We start from the raw sequence: 16,951 nt of genomic DNA on the forward strand, positions 1-16,951 counted from the left end.
GTCCCGTTAAGAATAGATTAATGAGTATATTTATTATCGTTACTTGTCATTAGAACTTTAGAGAATATAACCACATGACCCATTACAGCAAACTTGAATTCATACAGTCATTTATTGCCATCTGAAAACTTTCGATGGACGAAATGACTGTTGCCCCGGTCTGACCCTGTTTTACTGACGTTTGAATGACAAGGATACCTTACCTTAGCTGAACTGATAATGAATAGCTGGTATAGCTAAATCTAGACAAGCAGAGCAGTGGAATATTGTCGACAATTCTTACAATATATCTTGTTAACAAGATCACTTATTAATTAAATATTATAACAATCAGTTAATTATAGTTAATGGCATGAGAAATGCTTAATATCAAATGCAATAAATATTAATTAAATAACTAGTCTATAGTTTCTATTAATCAACACTCATGTCCATGTGCCTAATATTCATTATCTAAGGAATCAATATGAACATCATGATCAAGTCTATTTTTTGTCTATTTCTATTCACTTCAATGATGCAGATCGCTGTAGCTGATGTTTGTGAATATACTCCGCGTAATCTCATCGGTGCAGGCACTTCTGGATCGGTTGCTACAGGTGCTGCTGCTACAACTGCTGCTGGTATAGGCATGAAAGCAGCTGGTTTCTATATTCTGCCTCATGCAACAACCGGTGCTACTATGTTGGCATCTACTGCAGGTGGAGCCTCGGCGGCTGGAACAGTCGGCATAATGGGTGGAACTGCTGGTGCGATTGGAACAGTTAGCGCGGTTCTCATGTCTCCCTTCGTCATTACTTCTGCTGCAATTACTGCCTTGGGTATTGGAATCTATGAAGGCGTTTGCTATCTAAGAGAGCAAAAATAACTTCGTCTTAACGGAAATAAATTTAGCTAAACGCCCTCGGCTACGCCGAGGGTTTAAATTTGATAAATACTGACGAATATACTCAACATCAGTCGCCCCCTCTTTAAAGCTGCTTCACAACATACTGAATAGCAGCATCTTCTTCGCTGATACTGACGTCAAACCCCAGTCTGCGCACCAGTTCCAGCATGGATCGATTGGTTGCCAGCACTTCGCCTTCCATGATCTTGATTCCCTTGGCGCGAGCGGCGTCGAACAGGCAATTCATAAGCTTGTTGCCAATCCCCTTTCTCTGCCACTCGTCTGCCACGACCAGGGCAAATTCGCACGACTGGCCATCAGCACTGGTTACATAGCGGCAAGCACCTAATTCCTTTTCCTGATTATCTTGCTCCAGCACAGCAATCAGCGCCATTTCACGGTCATAGTCGATTTGCGTGAAGCGCACCAGCATGGGCTGCGAAAGCTCCTGCAGTGTATCCATGAAACGAAAATATTTGGATTCAGCCGATAAACCCCGTACGAATTCCTGCTCGATCTCGGCATCCTCCGGACGTATCGGGCGGATCGTGAGATCGGTGCCATCGGGCAACTGCCAGCGCGTGATCAAGCGGACAGGATAAGGGTGGATCGCCATGTGCGCATAGCGATCAGCAGAGGGTAGCAGATAATCCACCACCATCCGCGCATCGACTGCGCACGCACCATTCTCATCAACGATCAGAGGATTAATATCCATTTCTTTGATCCAAGGGAGTTCGCACACCATTTCTGATACACGCAAAAGGACGCTTTCCAACGCAGCCATATCGATGGGTGGCAGATTACGAAAAGCCATCAGAAGTTTAGCGATACGCGTTCTCTGGATCATGTCTTTCACAAGAAAACGGTTGAGTGGCGGAAGCGTAACCGCACGATCGCCCAGCACTTCGACCAGCACACCGCCTGTTCCAAACGTAATGACAGGGCCAAATACCGGATCGGTGGTTACACCGACCATCAATTCCCGGCCATTGGGTTTGATGATCATTGGCTCAACGACCACACCATCTATCCGCGCGCTGGGATTATTTTTTTGCACTGACTGGATGATCTCGTGATAAGCCGATCGAACGGCCTGCGCATTCCCGAGGTTCAGACGAATCCCGCCTACATCCGACTTATGCGTAATATCCGGAGAATTGATTTTCATGGCAACTGGCAAACCTAGCTGCTCTGCGATCAATAACGCTTCGCTAGGAGAACGCGCCATCATGGCTTTGGCAATCGGGATATGAAATGCCGCCAGAATCGCTTTGGATTCCATTTCGCTCAGGACTTTGCGATGCTCCGCCAATGCACCTTCGATCAGCAAGCGTGCGCCTTCCACATCGGGTGAGCTGTAACGAGAAATCGGACCGGGTGTCTGCATCAACAGCTTCTGATTCTGATAATAGGCAGAAATGAACGAGAACACTTCAACTGCGGGTTCCGGTGTGCGGAAATTGGGTATTTTCGCTTGATTAAACGCCTGCCTGCTTTCAGTCACCTGCGCTTCCCCCATCCAGCAGGCGATAAGCGGTTTATCAAATTTTGCGGCAATCTCGATGATGGCCTGCGCGACTTCCAGCGGTTGGGTCATCGCCTGTGGCGTCAGGATAACCAGCACGCCATCCACGCCATCATCCTGCATGCAATGCATGACAGCGTGGCGATAACGCTCTGCAGTTGCATCACCGATGATATCCAGCGGATTACCATGCGACCAGGTATCCGGCAAACCGGTATTCAATTGAGATAGCGTATTCTCAGACAGCGTGGCGATTATGACGCCCAGATCCGCAGCCCGGTCTGTCGCCATCACACCCGGCCCGCCGCCATTGGTCACAATCGCCAACCGGTTGCCACTTGGGTGAAAATGAGTCGAGAGCGCCTGTGCAGCCGAAAATAACTGCACGATAGTATTCACCCGCACGACACCGGCACGCTGCAACGCCGCATCGAATACGTCATCCGCACCGACCAGGGCGCCGGTATGAGAAAACACCGCTTTGGAGCCCGCCTCATGGCGACCCGCCTTGACAACAAAGATAGGTTTGATCCTTGTCACGGCACGCAACGCACTCATAAAGCTGCGCGCATGCTGAATACCCTCGATATAGAGCAGAATACTTTCGGTATGGGGATCAGAAGCAAGGTAATCGAGTATCTCCCCAAAATCCATTCCTGCTGCAGCACCCATTGAGATAATGCTGGAAAAACCGACATCATTAGGTCGTGCCCAGTCCATAATCGCCGTGCAGAATGCACCCGACTGAGAGATCAGCGCAAGCCCCCCCGCTTTGGCACTATCCTTGCTGAAGGTGGCATTCAGCCCCACCCGCGGACAGAGAATGCCCAGGCAATTCGGGCCAATCAGCCGCATGCCATATCGCCGTGCGTTTTCAACCACAGCACGTTCAAGCACCGCTCCTTGTGGTCCGGTTTCTCTAAAACCTGCCGACAGCACCAAAGCAAAACGCACGCCATGCTTGCCACACGACTCGATGATATCCGGCACGGTTACCGCTCGAGTGATGATGACAGCCAGATCGACTGCTTCCTCAATCTGTTCGATACTGGCATAGGCGTGCTGGCCTTGTATTTCAGCATGATTCGGGTTTACTGCATAAAGCTTGCCCTGATAGCCGCTTTGCAGCATGTTTTTGAATACGACCCCTCCGACTGAATTCACTCGACTGCTCGCGCCAATCACTGCTACGGAACGAGGAGAAAAAAGCGGACTGAGGTAATGTTTGTTCATCGATTCATCTCACTATCTTCGCTATACTCATCGTACTTCAAAATTCGGTTTTCATAATCCCTCATCCAGCCTTCTCCCGCTGGGAGGAGTTATTGATGCCTAATTTTGAAGTACGATGAGTATAACTACCGAAAAAAATCATAACAGCGGCCTGGTTAGGCTCGAGTGTAAATAAGCCTTTCCAGCAGAACAGCGTCCCTGCCAGCAACAACGCTCCAACGATTAGCTTGGCAGGACCGCCCGGCATAGCCACAAGAAAGAGTGCAAACAGAAGTAACAACAACAATATCGCCAGTATCACCCATCCGTTGACGCCTGAAATAATCCGTTCGTCAGTACCAATCGCATTACTGCCTGATTTATGGTTCAAGATCATTCTCCTTTTGAGTGTCGGGTTGAGGTCAATAGGTCATTGTGGAAATTCTTGGATGTGCGCTGCCGGGTCAAATCTGAGCCAGCGCAGTGGTTATATCCGATAAAGCCTCATTGGCGGAGAGCCCTCTCTATAAGTACCCATGCCCAAACCATTCCGAAAAAATGTACTGATCAATCAATAGACTGTCAAACCTGATAAGTGATCCCAAAAAAGCTTTTCTGATTCAGGTTAGAAAAATCTAATGATTCGATCACGCTCTTTATCCAGTCTTTTAGCAGCTATTTCATCCTTATGGTAGCGCTATTTCTTGTACACTATCCTCCGCTGACCTTCTAGCCTGAATATTTCATAAATTCGCGTGATGATCACGCAGGATTTTGATTAATAGGGAAGTTTTGAGAAAGAGTGGTGTAGTGATTCATACACCCGACTGAGCAAAATCTTTCTTATTAACCAAAAGGCAAGTGAGGGCACGTGCCAATTTATGAAATATTCGGGCTAGGTCATTGGAAATAGATGCTTTAACTAAAAGGGGAAACTCATGATCTTCTGGCGCGTGAAATCACTAGACGCCATTCTGGCCACAGCCGAAAAGAAAAGCCTTCATCGCTCTTTGGGTATATGGCAACTGACGTTGCTGGGCGTGGGCGCCATCATCGGGACCGGTATTTTTGTGTTAACCGCTGAAGCCGCACAGAAGGCCGGGCCCGGCATGATGATTGCCTTCATTATTGCTGGCTTTGTGTGCGCCGTAGCGGCGCTTTGCTATTCCGAGCTTTCTTCGATGGTGCCCGTATCCGGCTCAGCTTATACCTACTCCTACGCAGTACTGGGTGAATTCGTGGCATGGATGGTAGGCTGGGCATTGATCCTTGAATATTCCGTGGCTGCCAGTGCAGTTGCTGTAGGCTGGTCTGGCTACTTCGTTGGATTGCTAAACAATTCTCTCGGCATCGAAATTCCCTTCGCTTTGGCGAATGGCCCCTTTGCCGGCGGCATGATCAATTTGCCTGCGGTGATTATCTGTATGCTGGTCGTTAGTCTATTGGTTATTGGCACGCGGGAAAGCGCTGCATTCAATGCCGTGCTCGTGGCCGTCAAAATCGCTGCCTTGATCGCCTTCATTGTATTGGCGCTGCCTGTCGTTGACATGGAAAATTTCCAGCCGTTCTTACCTCTGGGCACCTCCGGAGTAGTCGCGGCAGCCGCTTCCATTTTTTTCGCTTATGTCGGCTTTGACGCGGTATCAACTGCCGCAGAAGAAACCAAAAATCCGCAGCGCAACATTCCCTTAGCACTCATCGGCTCACTGGCAATCTGCACACTATTCTATCTTCTGGTCTCAGCCGGCGTGATCGGCGCAATCGGCGCGCAGCCTTTGATGGATGCAGCCGGTCAAGGTCTCATGCCTGGCTCGATAGCCATGGCCGAGCAATGCCAGTCGCTTGCCGCGATCGGGCAGCAACCGATTGTGTGTTCGCGGGAAGCGCTAGCGCATGTGCTGCGCGAAATTGGCTGGGGAAAAATTGGCAATCTGCTTGGTCTGGCTGCATTTCTGGCATTGCCCTCGGTGATCCTGATGATGCTATTTGGCCAGACACGCATCTTTTTCGTCATGTCCCGTGACGGCCTGCTGCCAGAAGTATTGAGCCGCATCCATTCACGATTTAAAACACCGCATATCGTTACCATGGTTACCGGTGTCGGCGTGACCTTTGCTGCCGCCTTCCTGCCAGTTGGAAAACTGGCGGATATCTCCAACTCCGGCACATTGTTTGCCTTTATGGTAGTCGCATTCACCGTGATGATTTTGCGCATCAAGGATAGGAGCCGCGCAAGACCTTTCAGAACACCCGCTATCTGGCTGCTGGGACCGCTTGCCGCAGCAGGCTGCATCATACTCTTTCTGTTCCTGCCAACGGATGCCAAGCTGGTATTCCCAATCTGGTCAGGAATTGGCTTCATTGTCTATTTCCTGTACGGCTACCGGAAAAGCCATGTCGCGCTGGGCATCAAAACAGCCTCTGGGGGCGAAAACATCATTGAACCGATTCGCCCGCTTGCGGATTGCGATGATGGGATTGAGCCAGGAAAGCAAAAAAATTAAGCGCTTATTACGAGCATAGGAAGAAATTGATGCAGACCGCCTATATCACCCATCCCACCTGCCTCAAACACAACATGGGATATGATCACCCGGAATCACCGGAGCGACTGCGAGCGATTGAAAATCAATTGATTGCTTCAGGTATTTTTCCACTGCTGCAACAACACGAAGCACCCCGCGTGACCCATGAACAACTCGTGCGCGTTCATTCAGAAAGCTATCTCCATGCCATTGAAGCGGTTGCGCCACAGCATGGAATGATCAGCCTCGATGCCGATACTTTGATGAATCCCTTTACGCTGGAAGCGGCCTACCGTGCGGCCGGCGCACTCGTGCTGGCTACTGACCTGGTGATGACTGAGAAAGTGGAAAATGCGTTTTGCAATATCCGCCCGCCCGGTCATCATGCCACCCATAGCCAGGCAATGGGTTTCTGTTTCTTTAATAATGTCGCCGTCGGCGTTGCCCATGCCATGACACAGTATGCGTTAAAGCGGATCGCCATTGCGGATTTTGATGTCCATCATGGCAATGGCACCGAAGATATCTTCAAGCATGACCCCCGCGTCATGCTTTGCTCCACTTTTCAACACCCCTTTTATCCGTATTGTGGTGCAGATAGCAGCAACAATCACATCATCAATGTACCGCTGACTGCACATACCGACGGTCGGGCATTCCGCTCCGCCATCAGCCAGCACTGGCTGCCTGCACTGGAAAGCTTCCAGCCGGAAATGATCTTTATTTCCGCCGGATTTGATGCGCATCGCGAAGATGACATGGCCCGTCTAAATCTGACCGAATCGGATTACACTTGGGTAACCGGGCAGATAAAAGCAATCGCAGGGAAATACGCCCAAAAACGTATCGTCTCTGCACTGGAAGGCGGATATGCACTGCACGCGCTCGGCAGAAGCGCTACCGCTCATATCAAGGTATTGGGTGGGTTGTAGCAAAAACCGAAAAATACCAGGAAACTACGATCCACAGCGCTACCGCTGTATTACATTGCAGAGAATGAAACATTTTTGCATCGCCAACGATAGCGCGGCATAGCCATGCGCTATGTCAAAGCTTCAGCATCCTTCCTGGCAGTCATTCAAATCCGCTGCACCGCTCTCTGGATTAATATCTTGTGACGATATGATCTAAATTATTTAGTCCTACGTGTTTACACGTATTTAATTATTTTCTTATTTAGAATTAAATAGAGTCATAGACATCGCTTTTATTCACAATAAATTCAGCCATGCGTACGCAGATTCCAGCATACATCTAAAAAATATGAATGAATTCATGAGCTTGGTTATTCCAATTTGCAATCAACTATGCCTATAAGGAGATCCATCATGCAACAATCAGCCCACACTCTTTTTTATAGCTGCGCTTGTACTGATCGCTCCTACACTTGGTTACCCCGAACCGGCGCTGGGTGGCGAGCCTCCAACGGCCACAATCAATCTATTGGTGACCTAGAATTGGGGGGGGGCTGAAATTAAAAACAATTTCTAATCCAGGCAGTGCACTGTTAATATCATGGCCAGCACGAAACGCAATCTTCTCATTCTCCAGGATCAGCAATCAGAAGCTGACTTCTACAAGGCGCTTACAGCCCATAACTGGAAAATTCACCTCACCCGCAATATTGATGAGGCGCTTGATCTCATGATCAGAAATAAATTTCTGGTGGGATTTTGCCTGATTGAAGATCAACACGACGACAAATTCTGGCAAAAGTTAAGAAAGCTCTGTGACAGATCACCGAAGATCAACTGGGTCATGGGCCTGTCCAAAGCAAGCCTGAGTGACATATCGACTCATTCAAGCGATAACCGTTTCTTCGCTGACTATTGCATCGCTGACTATTGTTTTGACTACGTTCTGCTGCCTATCGATATTGAACATCTGAGTTTTTTGCTCGACCATGCTTACGGCATGGCAGAGCTTGCCTATGGCTGTTGCCGAAAATTTACCGACTTCCCTAGTTTCGAGAGCATTATCGGCACCAGTCCGGTCATGCGCAAACTCTACAAACAAATAGAAAAAGCCAGCAAAGAAGATCTGTCGGTGCTGATCGAAGGTGAAACCGGCACCGGCAAGGAACTAATCGCCAATGCTATTCATAAGCACTCTCGCCGACATGTCAAACCTCTTGTCGCTATCAATTGTGGCGCCTTTCCGCCCGAATTGATACAAGGCGAGTTATTCGGCTGGGAAAAAGGCGCATTCACCGGCGCGCACAGCCGCCGAATCGGCCGCATTGAAGCGGCTCAAGGCGGTGTCTTGTTTCTCGACGAAATTGGCGATTTGCCATTGTCGCAGCAAGTCAACCTGCTACGGTTTCTTGAAGAACGATCGATCGAGCGCCTCGGCGGCACTGAAAAAATTTCGATAGATGTGCGGATCATTTCCGCCACCCATGTCAATCTGCTTCAGGCCGTACAGACCGGAAAGTTCCGCGAAGATCTGTATTACCGCTTAAGAGTACTGCATCTCGAAACGCCGCCGTTACGCGCAAGAGGCGCCGACATCGAACTTCTGGCTTGGTTTTTTTTCGTGGAGTTTTCTAAAAGCATCCCCCGCAAACCGAAGGGCTTCAATACCGAGGCACTTTATTTATTACAACAACACGACTGGCCCGGCAATATCCGTGAATTGCAAAATTGCATACGCCATGCCGTCATCATGTCGGAAAACCACCTGCTAACACCAGCCGATCTGAGTTTAGATAAGAGGCATAAGGAGCGCACTATAAAAACCCTCGAAGAAGCCCGCGCCGAAGCCGATCGTGAAGCCATCATGAACAGTATTCAAAGCGCCCACTACAACATGAGCCGCGCTGCTGAAATACTGGGTATCTCGCGAGTCAGTCTTTATCGACTGATTGAAAAATACGGGATCAATATATCCAATCCTCTGCGCGAACCCTCGATGCCGCCTTTGGTAGACAATAACGGCGTGCCGCACGCTCGAATCGTTCTCACTTAGCCCCTTGCCGGTTTCGTAGTGATTAATTGGTCGCTAATAACGCCCTACCCTACTGAACACTCTATTTTTGATCAAAGGCTTTGAGCAACAGGCTATCGTCTGAAAGTTTCCTTCCAAATTACACTCTCCCTGCCAGCTAGGTTGGCGGGAGAGTGTTTTTTACACAATCTACACCTTATTTTCTTATCCAAGCTGAGGACTTGAGGCACCCCGGCTTACCCGACTGATGCCAAACAGATGCTATGCGATAACAATGTTCGCCGGGACAAGATCCACACCTACCACGGTAATACTCGTCGTTTGCCCTCCAGTCTCGGTTACGGAAACGATGCTGTCAGCCCCGCTATTGTCAATCGAGACAGTAGCACCTAAATCCCCAAGAAGAGCCAATTGGTCATCCGGCGTATCAAAACCCTCGATCTTATAGGAATCTTGAAGAGCAGACAGATCAATATTGAAGCTATCCAGGACACCGGAGGCGCCGGTCAGTGTAAAGTCAAAAGTCCCTTCCAAGTCGTTGGCGAACAGATCAACCGAAAAATCACTGGTTGCACTGTCACCATCGGCATCCGTCAGCGACGCAGTAAAGTCAAGTAAAACGTCGCTGGCAAGATTTTCGGTCGCCTGGATGAACTCGATCACCGGAATCTTGACAACGCCCTTGCCCATCGTGAGTTGAACAGAATCAATCAGTTTCGAGCCCTGTGTCTCGATGCCGAAAGATACCTGTCCTCCTGCCTCCGCAGTCAAATCGCCACTCAACACTTTTATATTGCCGGAATTGCTGCCATCATCGAAGAAAATTTTGTAGTACAACTCCTCGGTCGCTGGGTCATAACCCCCTACAGAATTGTCGATGAAAACTTTCATGCCGGTTAATAAGGTTTCAGGATTGATGATGAAGCTTTCATCAGCAGCGGTGATCCCCGCCGTAGTATCCCCATCAAGGTTGTTGTTGCCGATTCCTATGCCGGAAGTACTGACATTCATATTTGCGGCACCAAGAAATGCAAAACCTCCCGCCTCAACTTGAGCTTCGGTAAGATCAGGCTCTCCCAATCCAATGGCAGACACGATGTCGCTATCAGAAGTGGTAGCCTGCACACCGAAAAAGACGACTTGTTCGTCAGGGGGAATAGTGAGCGTCCGCACAGGATCCGGGCCGCCCGCATCGAGAGATCCATCCTCGCTGCTGAACGTGACCGTGGAGCCAAATCCCTGTACCAGATCGAATACATAGCGGCCGTCATTCAACGCAGTAAGCGTAAAATCAACCGTCGTATCGGGTGTACTCACAATATTGTCGAAGTCGGCAGTCAACGAGCCTGCAAAGAGGAAATTACCGGAAGCATCGGGAGATCCTGCCAATTCATTGAATGTGAAGCTCGATCCATTGATTGTCGTGCCATTCGGCCTGACCAGCTGGAATTGATTCAAGGAGATGTCAAGGTTACCCGGTTGATCAGCTCCGACAAGCCTGCTCCACTCCCCGTATTGCGGAGCGATGGTGCCAGTGCCTACCAGATTGCCGAAATCCAGCGTCGGGCCGTCATCTTCAAACTTGAAGGCGTCGCCAATGTTGCGCGTCGCCGTGGCGGTGTCGCCATCGCCATCGGTGATGGTCGCAGCCAGCGTCACCAGATCAGCTGTCAGCAGCGTCGCAGGTGAGGACGATTCGCTCGGATCGAGCGGATCGTCGTGCACCACCGCGCGGCTCTGGCTGAGCGCGACATTACCGCTCGCGTCTACCGTGATGCGCAGCACTTCAGGGCCTGCCGCGCCCGCCGTGCCGACGATGTCGTTGCCGACTTTGTTCAGTACCACCCCGTCACCCGTGAGCGTATCGGTCAGGCCGCTGACGGCATTCGCCCCGCTGACGCCCAGCGCATAGGTGATCGCATCGGCATCCTGGATGTCGTTGTCGTCGCTGTCCTTGAAGCTGTCCGTGCCAAACGCCGAGGTGAACAGTCCCGCAAAGCTCGTCGGGCCAGCCGTGTCCGGAATCTCGGTGTCGTCGGTGGTCAGCGTCGGTGTCGGTTCCGTGTTCGCAGCAATCGTCGGCCCATCGTCTTCGAACTTGAAAGCGTCGCCAATATTGCGCGTCGCTGTGGCGGTGTCGCCATCGCCATCGGTGATGGTCGCAGCCAGCGTCACCAGGTCAGCTGTCAGCAGCGTCGCAGGTGAGGACGATTCGCTCGGATCGAGCGGATCGTCGTGCACCACCGCGCGGCTCTGGCTGAGCGCGACATTACCGCTCGCGTCTACCGTGATGCGCAGCACTTCAGGGCCCGCCGCGCCCGCCGTGCCGACGATGTCGTTGCCGACTTTGTTCAGCACCACCCCGTCACCCGTGAGCGTATCGGTCAGGCCACTGACGGCATTCGCCCCGCTGACGCCCAACGTGTAGGTGATCGCGTCGGTATCCTGGACGTCGTCATCGTCGGCATCCTTGAAGTCGTCATTGCCAAACGCCGAGGTGAACAGTCCCGCAAAGCTCACCGGCCCGGCCGTGTCCACAATCTCGGTGTCGTCGGTGGTCAGCGTCGGTGTCGGTTCCGCGTTCTCAGCTATCGTCGGGCCGTCATCCTCAAACTTGAAGGCGTCGCCAATACTGCGTGTCGCCGTCGCGGTGTCGCCATCGCCATCGGTGATGGTTGCAGCCAGCGTCACCAGGTCGGCTGTCAACAGCGTCGCAGGCGAGGTCGATTCGCTCGGATCGAGCGGATCGTCGTGCACCACTGCCCGGCTCTGGATGAGCGTGACTTCACCGCTGGTGGCGTCTACCATGATTTTCAGTACCTCAGGTCCCGCCGCACCTGCCGTGCCGACGATGTCGTTGCCGACTTTGTTCAGCACCACCCCGTCTCCCGTGAGTGTATCGGTCAGGCCACTGACGGCATTCGCCCCGCTGACGCCCAGCGTGTAGGTGATCGCGTCGGTATCCTGGACGTCGTCATCGTCGGCATCCTTGAAGCCGTCATTGCCAAACGCCGAGGTGAACAGTCCCGCAAAGCTCACCGGCCCGGCCGTGTCCACAATCTCGGTGTCGTCGGTGGTCAGCGTCGGCGTCGGGTCCGTGTTCGCAGCAATCGTCGGGCCGTCGTCTTCAAAGCTCACCTTGGAGCCGACTTCGACTGTTGCCGTGGAAACCTGGAGCAGCTGGAAGCCGCCAACATCAAAGTCAGCGCTGGCATTGCCTCTGCCAGAGCCGGCATTCTCGACGAGTACGCGGCTATGATCGCCGGTTGTGGTGTATTCAATGTTATAACCGGCTTTTACTCCGGAAATGGTCGCGACTCCGGCGTTGAAAGCGACCGTCACGCCGTTAGCCGTTCCACCGGTGCTGGTATCAATGAGAACGGTTCCACCTTGCGAGACTTTGACGTGCGTAATGGGAATTGTACTATCGTTCCCATACCCGTCAATGAAATTTACGCCTGGTTCAGCCGCAGTGCTGAGGGCAGTGACTTTAACGACGGCACTTTTGCCGCTCTGCAACTGGACAACATCGAAAGTGGCCGCTCTAGCATTGAACATGCTGGTAAAGTCAATATTGGCTTCGACATCTGCCTCGTTTTGATCCAGATTGGGTATGGTCACATCCTGCTGCGCACCCGATACAAACGAAAAGCGGAGTCCTTCACCTTCAACAATCATCTGATTGTTGGTGCCGAAAGTCGTCGTACCGCCCCCCTGGCTGCTATTGATGGTGTCGCCACTGGTGATATTCCCCCCCTGAGACTGGTTTAACGGATCCCTTCCGGTAACAATGATGGCGGGATCGGTGATCCTGCCGTTAACGACAGTTGGATTCGCCGTGGTAAACATCAGAAACAGGTTTTGTCCGGAAGGCGCATTAGCAAGACTGAATTCCAGATCCTGACTGGCGGCAACAAAGACCTTATCCAGTAGATTAAGCGAGTCGTCGTGATTCGCGGGATCTGTATTCGAGAGAGGCGCATATTGTACGGTCCACATTTTAGCGCCCGTCACCGGCGTTCCGGTCTCTTCCAAGTAAAGCGCGAACACGATCGCGTTGGTTCCTTCCTCGCGACCCAGCACAATATTGTTGTTGGTATCCGTATAAAGCAGGATATTGGCGCCACTGAGGGTGTCAAGTCCGCTATCCAGGCCATTGAGCGGTGCGCCACCGGGGCCGACGAGGCCAAGATCGGTAACATCCCCACCGGGTGCTGGCGTAACGCTGATAATATTGCTGCCCGTGTTCCCTGCAGCGCCGGTATAGCCGCTTAAAGCAGTACCAATGGTGGGGGCTCCGAGCCCAAGCGCTGTCAGTCGGGCAGAAAAGGCTGTAGGAAGAGCTGTATTAGCAATGTCATTATCATTTGCATCGCCCGCCGACGCAGGCGTAGCCGTCGCGTTCTGTAATCCGGCCGTTTCGTCAAGCGTGATGGTTTCACCCGTCGTTGCTATATTTAAAGCCATTTTTGCTCTCCTTAATATTTAGGTTCCGTTATTCGTTGCGCTGATATCTGAACTCACCCATCGTTAATAGGTTGACGTCTCAATAATAATCAAGCAATTTACGCGCCAAACCACACAAGCAACTGATTATGTTTATTTTTAACAAGAATGGAATCAGAAAATGACTAGAGCGATCGTCAGCCTGTAACTCAAAAATTACAGATCCTCTTGCAGACTGGCTTTATGTTGGACTTTCAGGGATCAAGGATATCGGTCTATATGACTACTGCGCACAAATAAGAATCAATCCAAGCCAGATGATTAACATCAGAATCTTCCCAAATGGCTGATTTAACGTCATCTAATAACGGCTAAACGCAGGTTGCCGCTATACATGCAAAAGAAACCGGTTAAAAGGAAGATTTTTCAATTCAGCAGCGAGCAGCTTTTTATTAAAAATTAAAAACTGTATCTTGATTGTTACAATTTAATCGCCGGATTGTGTTAGCATTACTTCAGGAATTTATTATAGTTATATCTATCAATAGCTTATATTCATAACAGGCTATTTTCTAGAACCTGTAATATTTAAGTCACAGTTAGGAAACCGGCGATCTAGAATCGCACTCCAGGGCATAACGAGATGAACACGCTGCAGCATAAAACCGCCAGCAGGCCCGGCTGGTTAAGAGAACGCCGCACCGCTTTGATCCGATTATGTTTGAAACTGCCGGGATGAGCGCCATCTCGCATGGGGACTCGATCTAATCGAGACTTTGTTCGGAAAAAATGGCTCGCGATTAAATGGCTGACTTATTCGCCGAAGCGCTCATTGACTTTATGGCAGAACTTATTCAGGAACTTTTCCTGGTAAGCGTCCTCACATTTTATACCGCTCACAAAACGACCTAATATGTGTTCAAGGAGGAAGAAGCAATGTTAGCAACACTTAATATCAGTGCTTTCAGGCAATTCATGGCGACCGTCTTCTCTGCCATCTTTTTCCTGGTGGCGCTCATGCTCACTTTTCTAGCTGGAGAGGCCCTGTTTCAAGGGTTGCGTGGCCAGGCCGGTTTTACAGAAGCCGTGATTAATTCCATCAATATGGCCATTGTGGCATTGGCCATTTTTGAGCTTGGCTTGGTGGTCAACAAGGAATATGCATGCAAAGAAAACGAGGATCACATCATTATTGTGCTCAGGCGCACTGTGCCGCGTTTTGTCAGCATCGTATGTATTGCGCTTGTTCTCGAAGGATTACTGTTAGTCATCAAGTACAGTCAGCTTGGGCTTGCAGGCAATCTTAATTATCCGATAGCCATCATTATCAGCGCTGCGATATTGCTTGCAGCTCTGGGTGTATTTCTGCGCTTGACCGACAATAACCCCAACAGTCACAACAAGATTTTTCTTAATGAAAATGAAGCGCAAGCTGTCAATGGGTCGATGGAATGTATGGCTGGTTTTCACCAGCCAAAACCATCGAATGGTTCCGCTCATTGAGTACGCCGACACGCACAGAGTTCATGCAATGAGGTTTTTTGCGCAAATAACGGTCAAGACAGGTTATTCGTTTATCCCGAATATTTCATAAATTCGCGTGATGATCACGCAGGATTTTGATTAATAGGGAAGTTTTGAGAAAGAGGGGTGTAGTGACTCATACACCCGACTGAGCAAAATCTTTCTTATTAATCAAAAGACAAGTGAGGGCACGTGCCAATTTATGAAATATTCGGGTTATACCGTTATAGCAAAGTCAGTCTATTGTATTGGGTTCTAGCCGGCGTTCATCCCACAAAGGCACCCCAAATACGTCATGAATGAAGTAATAGGTGACCGGAACACCCAGTATCATTCCCCACAGGCCGAAGCTGTGGTAGGCAATCAGCAGAATAATGAGCACCAACACCGGATTGAGTTTGAAGTGTTTACCGTAGATCAAGGGATTAAGTCCATAGGCTTCGATAATATGGATGATAGTGATCATTACCACTATGGCTATGGCCAGAGTCAACCCGCCGGTATTTAACGCAACCAGCACCATCGGTGTCGTGGAGATGAACACGCCCAGTACCGGAATAAAACTGCACACGAAAACAATCAATGATAACAGTGCGACTGACGGGATACCCAGAATCATCAAACCTATCAGCGTCAAGAAGGTGTTGACACATGCAATCATTGCCTGCGCCTGGATAGCGCGGCCAACCACATAGGCGAAGCGAACTACCGGTTGTGCGGTTTCCTGATAAAAATCCCGCAACCGTGAATCATGCAGGCTCTTCATCAAATCACCCAAGCGGACGCTGTCAAACAGAATGAGGAAACTGAATAATAGCGCAAGCAGCATGGTACCCGTAGCTTGATAGAGATGATTGATAAGCCGGGGCAGTTCCTCACGGACTTTATTCATCTGTTTTGTCATAAGGGATTCCACCAGTAGCTCTGCTTCCTTATCGTAATATTTTTTCAGTTTCTCCTGCATAGCCTCCGTAATGCTGCTGTCGTTATCAAGCTCCGGATTCTCGGCATTGGAAATGGAAATGGAAAGGTTGATTTTTTCTTGGAACAGATTAAGTTCCTTGTCAATAGCCTTCTGGGTATCTTCGTCGAGTATGCTACGCATATAGCCGTGCAAGGAACGCTCCGCACCAGGATATTTACTATCAACGTCTCGTTTCAGTTCTATCAGTTTCGATTGTACCTCACTGAAATTGTTCATAAAACGGCTGGCCTCACCGATCACACTGGGCGTAACATAGTGAAAGAAGCTTCCCAGTACGACTAAAAAAAAGACATATACCAGCGTCAGAGACAAACGGTAAGGCAGTTTCAATTTATTCCGACCAAGCCGGACCAGAGGCATGGCAATAAAAGCGAGGACGAATGTGATAAAGATCAGTCCGAAGAAATCACGCAATAACCATAACAGACCGATCAGGATTAACCAGATCAGAATGCGGCGGTTGGCTTCATAAAAATTATCCAGGTTAAATGGCATTATTAAAATTCTTTGAGCAGTTAATATTCGAGACAAATTTGATCAAAAATTCTTTAATCAAATTGTTATTTCCAGCATAAATGATAAATAAATCTGTGTGCGGAAGTATAAAGTATAACCATGCTGCAAGATACCTCTCGGTAACCGCCTGATGCTGTGTTTCAGGGGTAATTTACTGCTTTTCCGGATGGGATGATTCTCAAGGATAGGGGTATGCCGAAGGCTCAGGTCTGCCCATAGCAACTGGCTACTGCCGATGGGCCGCTTGCTCTCATGGCCTGGTGCTTTTGCCAGAAAGCGGTAGCAACCTGATAAACAGCCTTTGCCCCAGGTCTTTTTCGATATTGCTCGAAATAACCTGGGCCACCGTTATAGGCCACATCTGTCAGGCGAGCTAACCC

Annotated in this window: 9 protein-coding genes; 5 read left to right on the forward strand and 4 right to left on the reverse strand. The window is 49.9% G+C overall.

Annotated elements, in window-relative coordinates:
* Window positions 1-466: 466 nt before the first annotated feature.
* Window positions 467-868: a hypothetical protein gene (locus BLW34_RS02580; RefSeq protein WP_090575202.1), complete on the forward strand. Its 402-nt coding sequence runs from the start codon at window positions 467-469 to the stop codon at window positions 866-868.
* Between the two features lie 103 nt (window positions 869-971).
* On the opposite strand, the gene BLW34_RS02585 is transcribed toward BLW34_RS02580, so the two are convergent.
* Window positions 972-3,650, reverse strand: coding sequence for a bifunctional acetate--CoA ligase family protein/GNAT family N-acetyltransferase (locus tag BLW34_RS02585; protein WP_090575204.1), 2,679 nt, complete (start codon window positions 3,648-3,650; stop codon window positions 972-974).
* Between the two features lie 61 nt (window positions 3,651-3,711).
* On the reverse strand, window positions 3,712-4,020 hold the full coding sequence (locus BLW34_RS02590; protein WP_143037846.1) for a hypothetical protein: 309 nt from the start codon (window positions 4,018-4,020) through the stop codon (window positions 3,712-3,714).
* Window positions 4,021-4,567: 547 nt separating this feature from the next.
* On the opposite strand from BLW34_RS02590, the gene BLW34_RS02595 reads away from it, so the two are divergent.
* The 3 genes from BLW34_RS02595 to BLW34_RS02605 all read left to right on the forward strand — a co-directional run bounded on the left by BLW34_RS02595 (window position 4,568) and on the right by BLW34_RS02605 (window position 9,121).
* Complete coding sequence (locus BLW34_RS02595; protein ID WP_090575210.1) at window positions 4,568-6,133, forward strand: amino acid permease; 1,566 nt, start codon at window positions 4,568-4,570, stop codon at window positions 6,131-6,133.
* Between the two features lie 29 nt (window positions 6,134-6,162).
* On the forward strand, window positions 6,163-7,086 hold the full coding sequence (locus BLW34_RS02600) for a histone deacetylase family protein (RefSeq protein WP_090575213.1): 924 nt from the start codon (window positions 6,163-6,165) through the stop codon (window positions 7,084-7,086).
* 583 nt (window positions 7,087-7,669) lie between these two features.
* Window positions 7,670-9,121 carry a sigma-54 dependent transcriptional regulator gene (locus tag BLW34_RS02605; protein WP_090575216.1) on the forward strand — a complete coding sequence of 484 codons (1,452 nt, stop codon included), beginning with the start codon at window positions 7,670-7,672 and terminating at the stop codon, window positions 9,119-9,121.
* 240 nt (window positions 9,122-9,361) lie between these two features.
* Here BLW34_RS02605 and BLW34_RS02610 read toward each other — a convergent pair whose 3' ends face one another.
* The gene (locus tag BLW34_RS02610) at window positions 9,362-13,567 is read right to left on the reverse strand and encodes a DUF5801 repeats-in-toxin domain-containing protein (RefSeq protein WP_090575218.1); all 4,206 of its coding nucleotides are present in this window, start codon (window positions 13,565-13,567) and stop codon (window positions 9,362-9,364) included.
* Between the two features lie 915 nt (window positions 13,568-14,482).
* Between BLW34_RS02610 and BLW34_RS02615 the strand changes: the two genes are divergently transcribed.
* Window positions 14,483-15,049 (forward strand): hypothetical protein, encoded by a 567-nt coding sequence (locus BLW34_RS02615; protein ID WP_177165934.1) that lies wholly within the window; start codon window positions 14,483-14,485, stop codon window positions 15,047-15,049.
* Between the two features lie 256 nt (window positions 15,050-15,305).
* On the opposite strand, the gene BLW34_RS02620 is transcribed toward BLW34_RS02615, so the two are convergent.
* Window positions 15,306-16,550: an AI-2E family transporter gene (locus BLW34_RS02620; protein WP_090540270.1), complete on the reverse strand. Its 1,245-nt coding sequence runs from the start codon at window positions 16,548-16,550 to the stop codon at window positions 15,306-15,308.
* Window positions 16,551-16,951: the final 401 nt, after the last annotated feature.

The sequence above is a fragment of the Nitrosomonas sp. Nm58 genome, assembly GCF_900107335.1.
Lineage (GTDB): Bacteria > Pseudomonadota > Gammaproteobacteria > Burkholderiales > Nitrosomonadaceae > Nitrosomonas.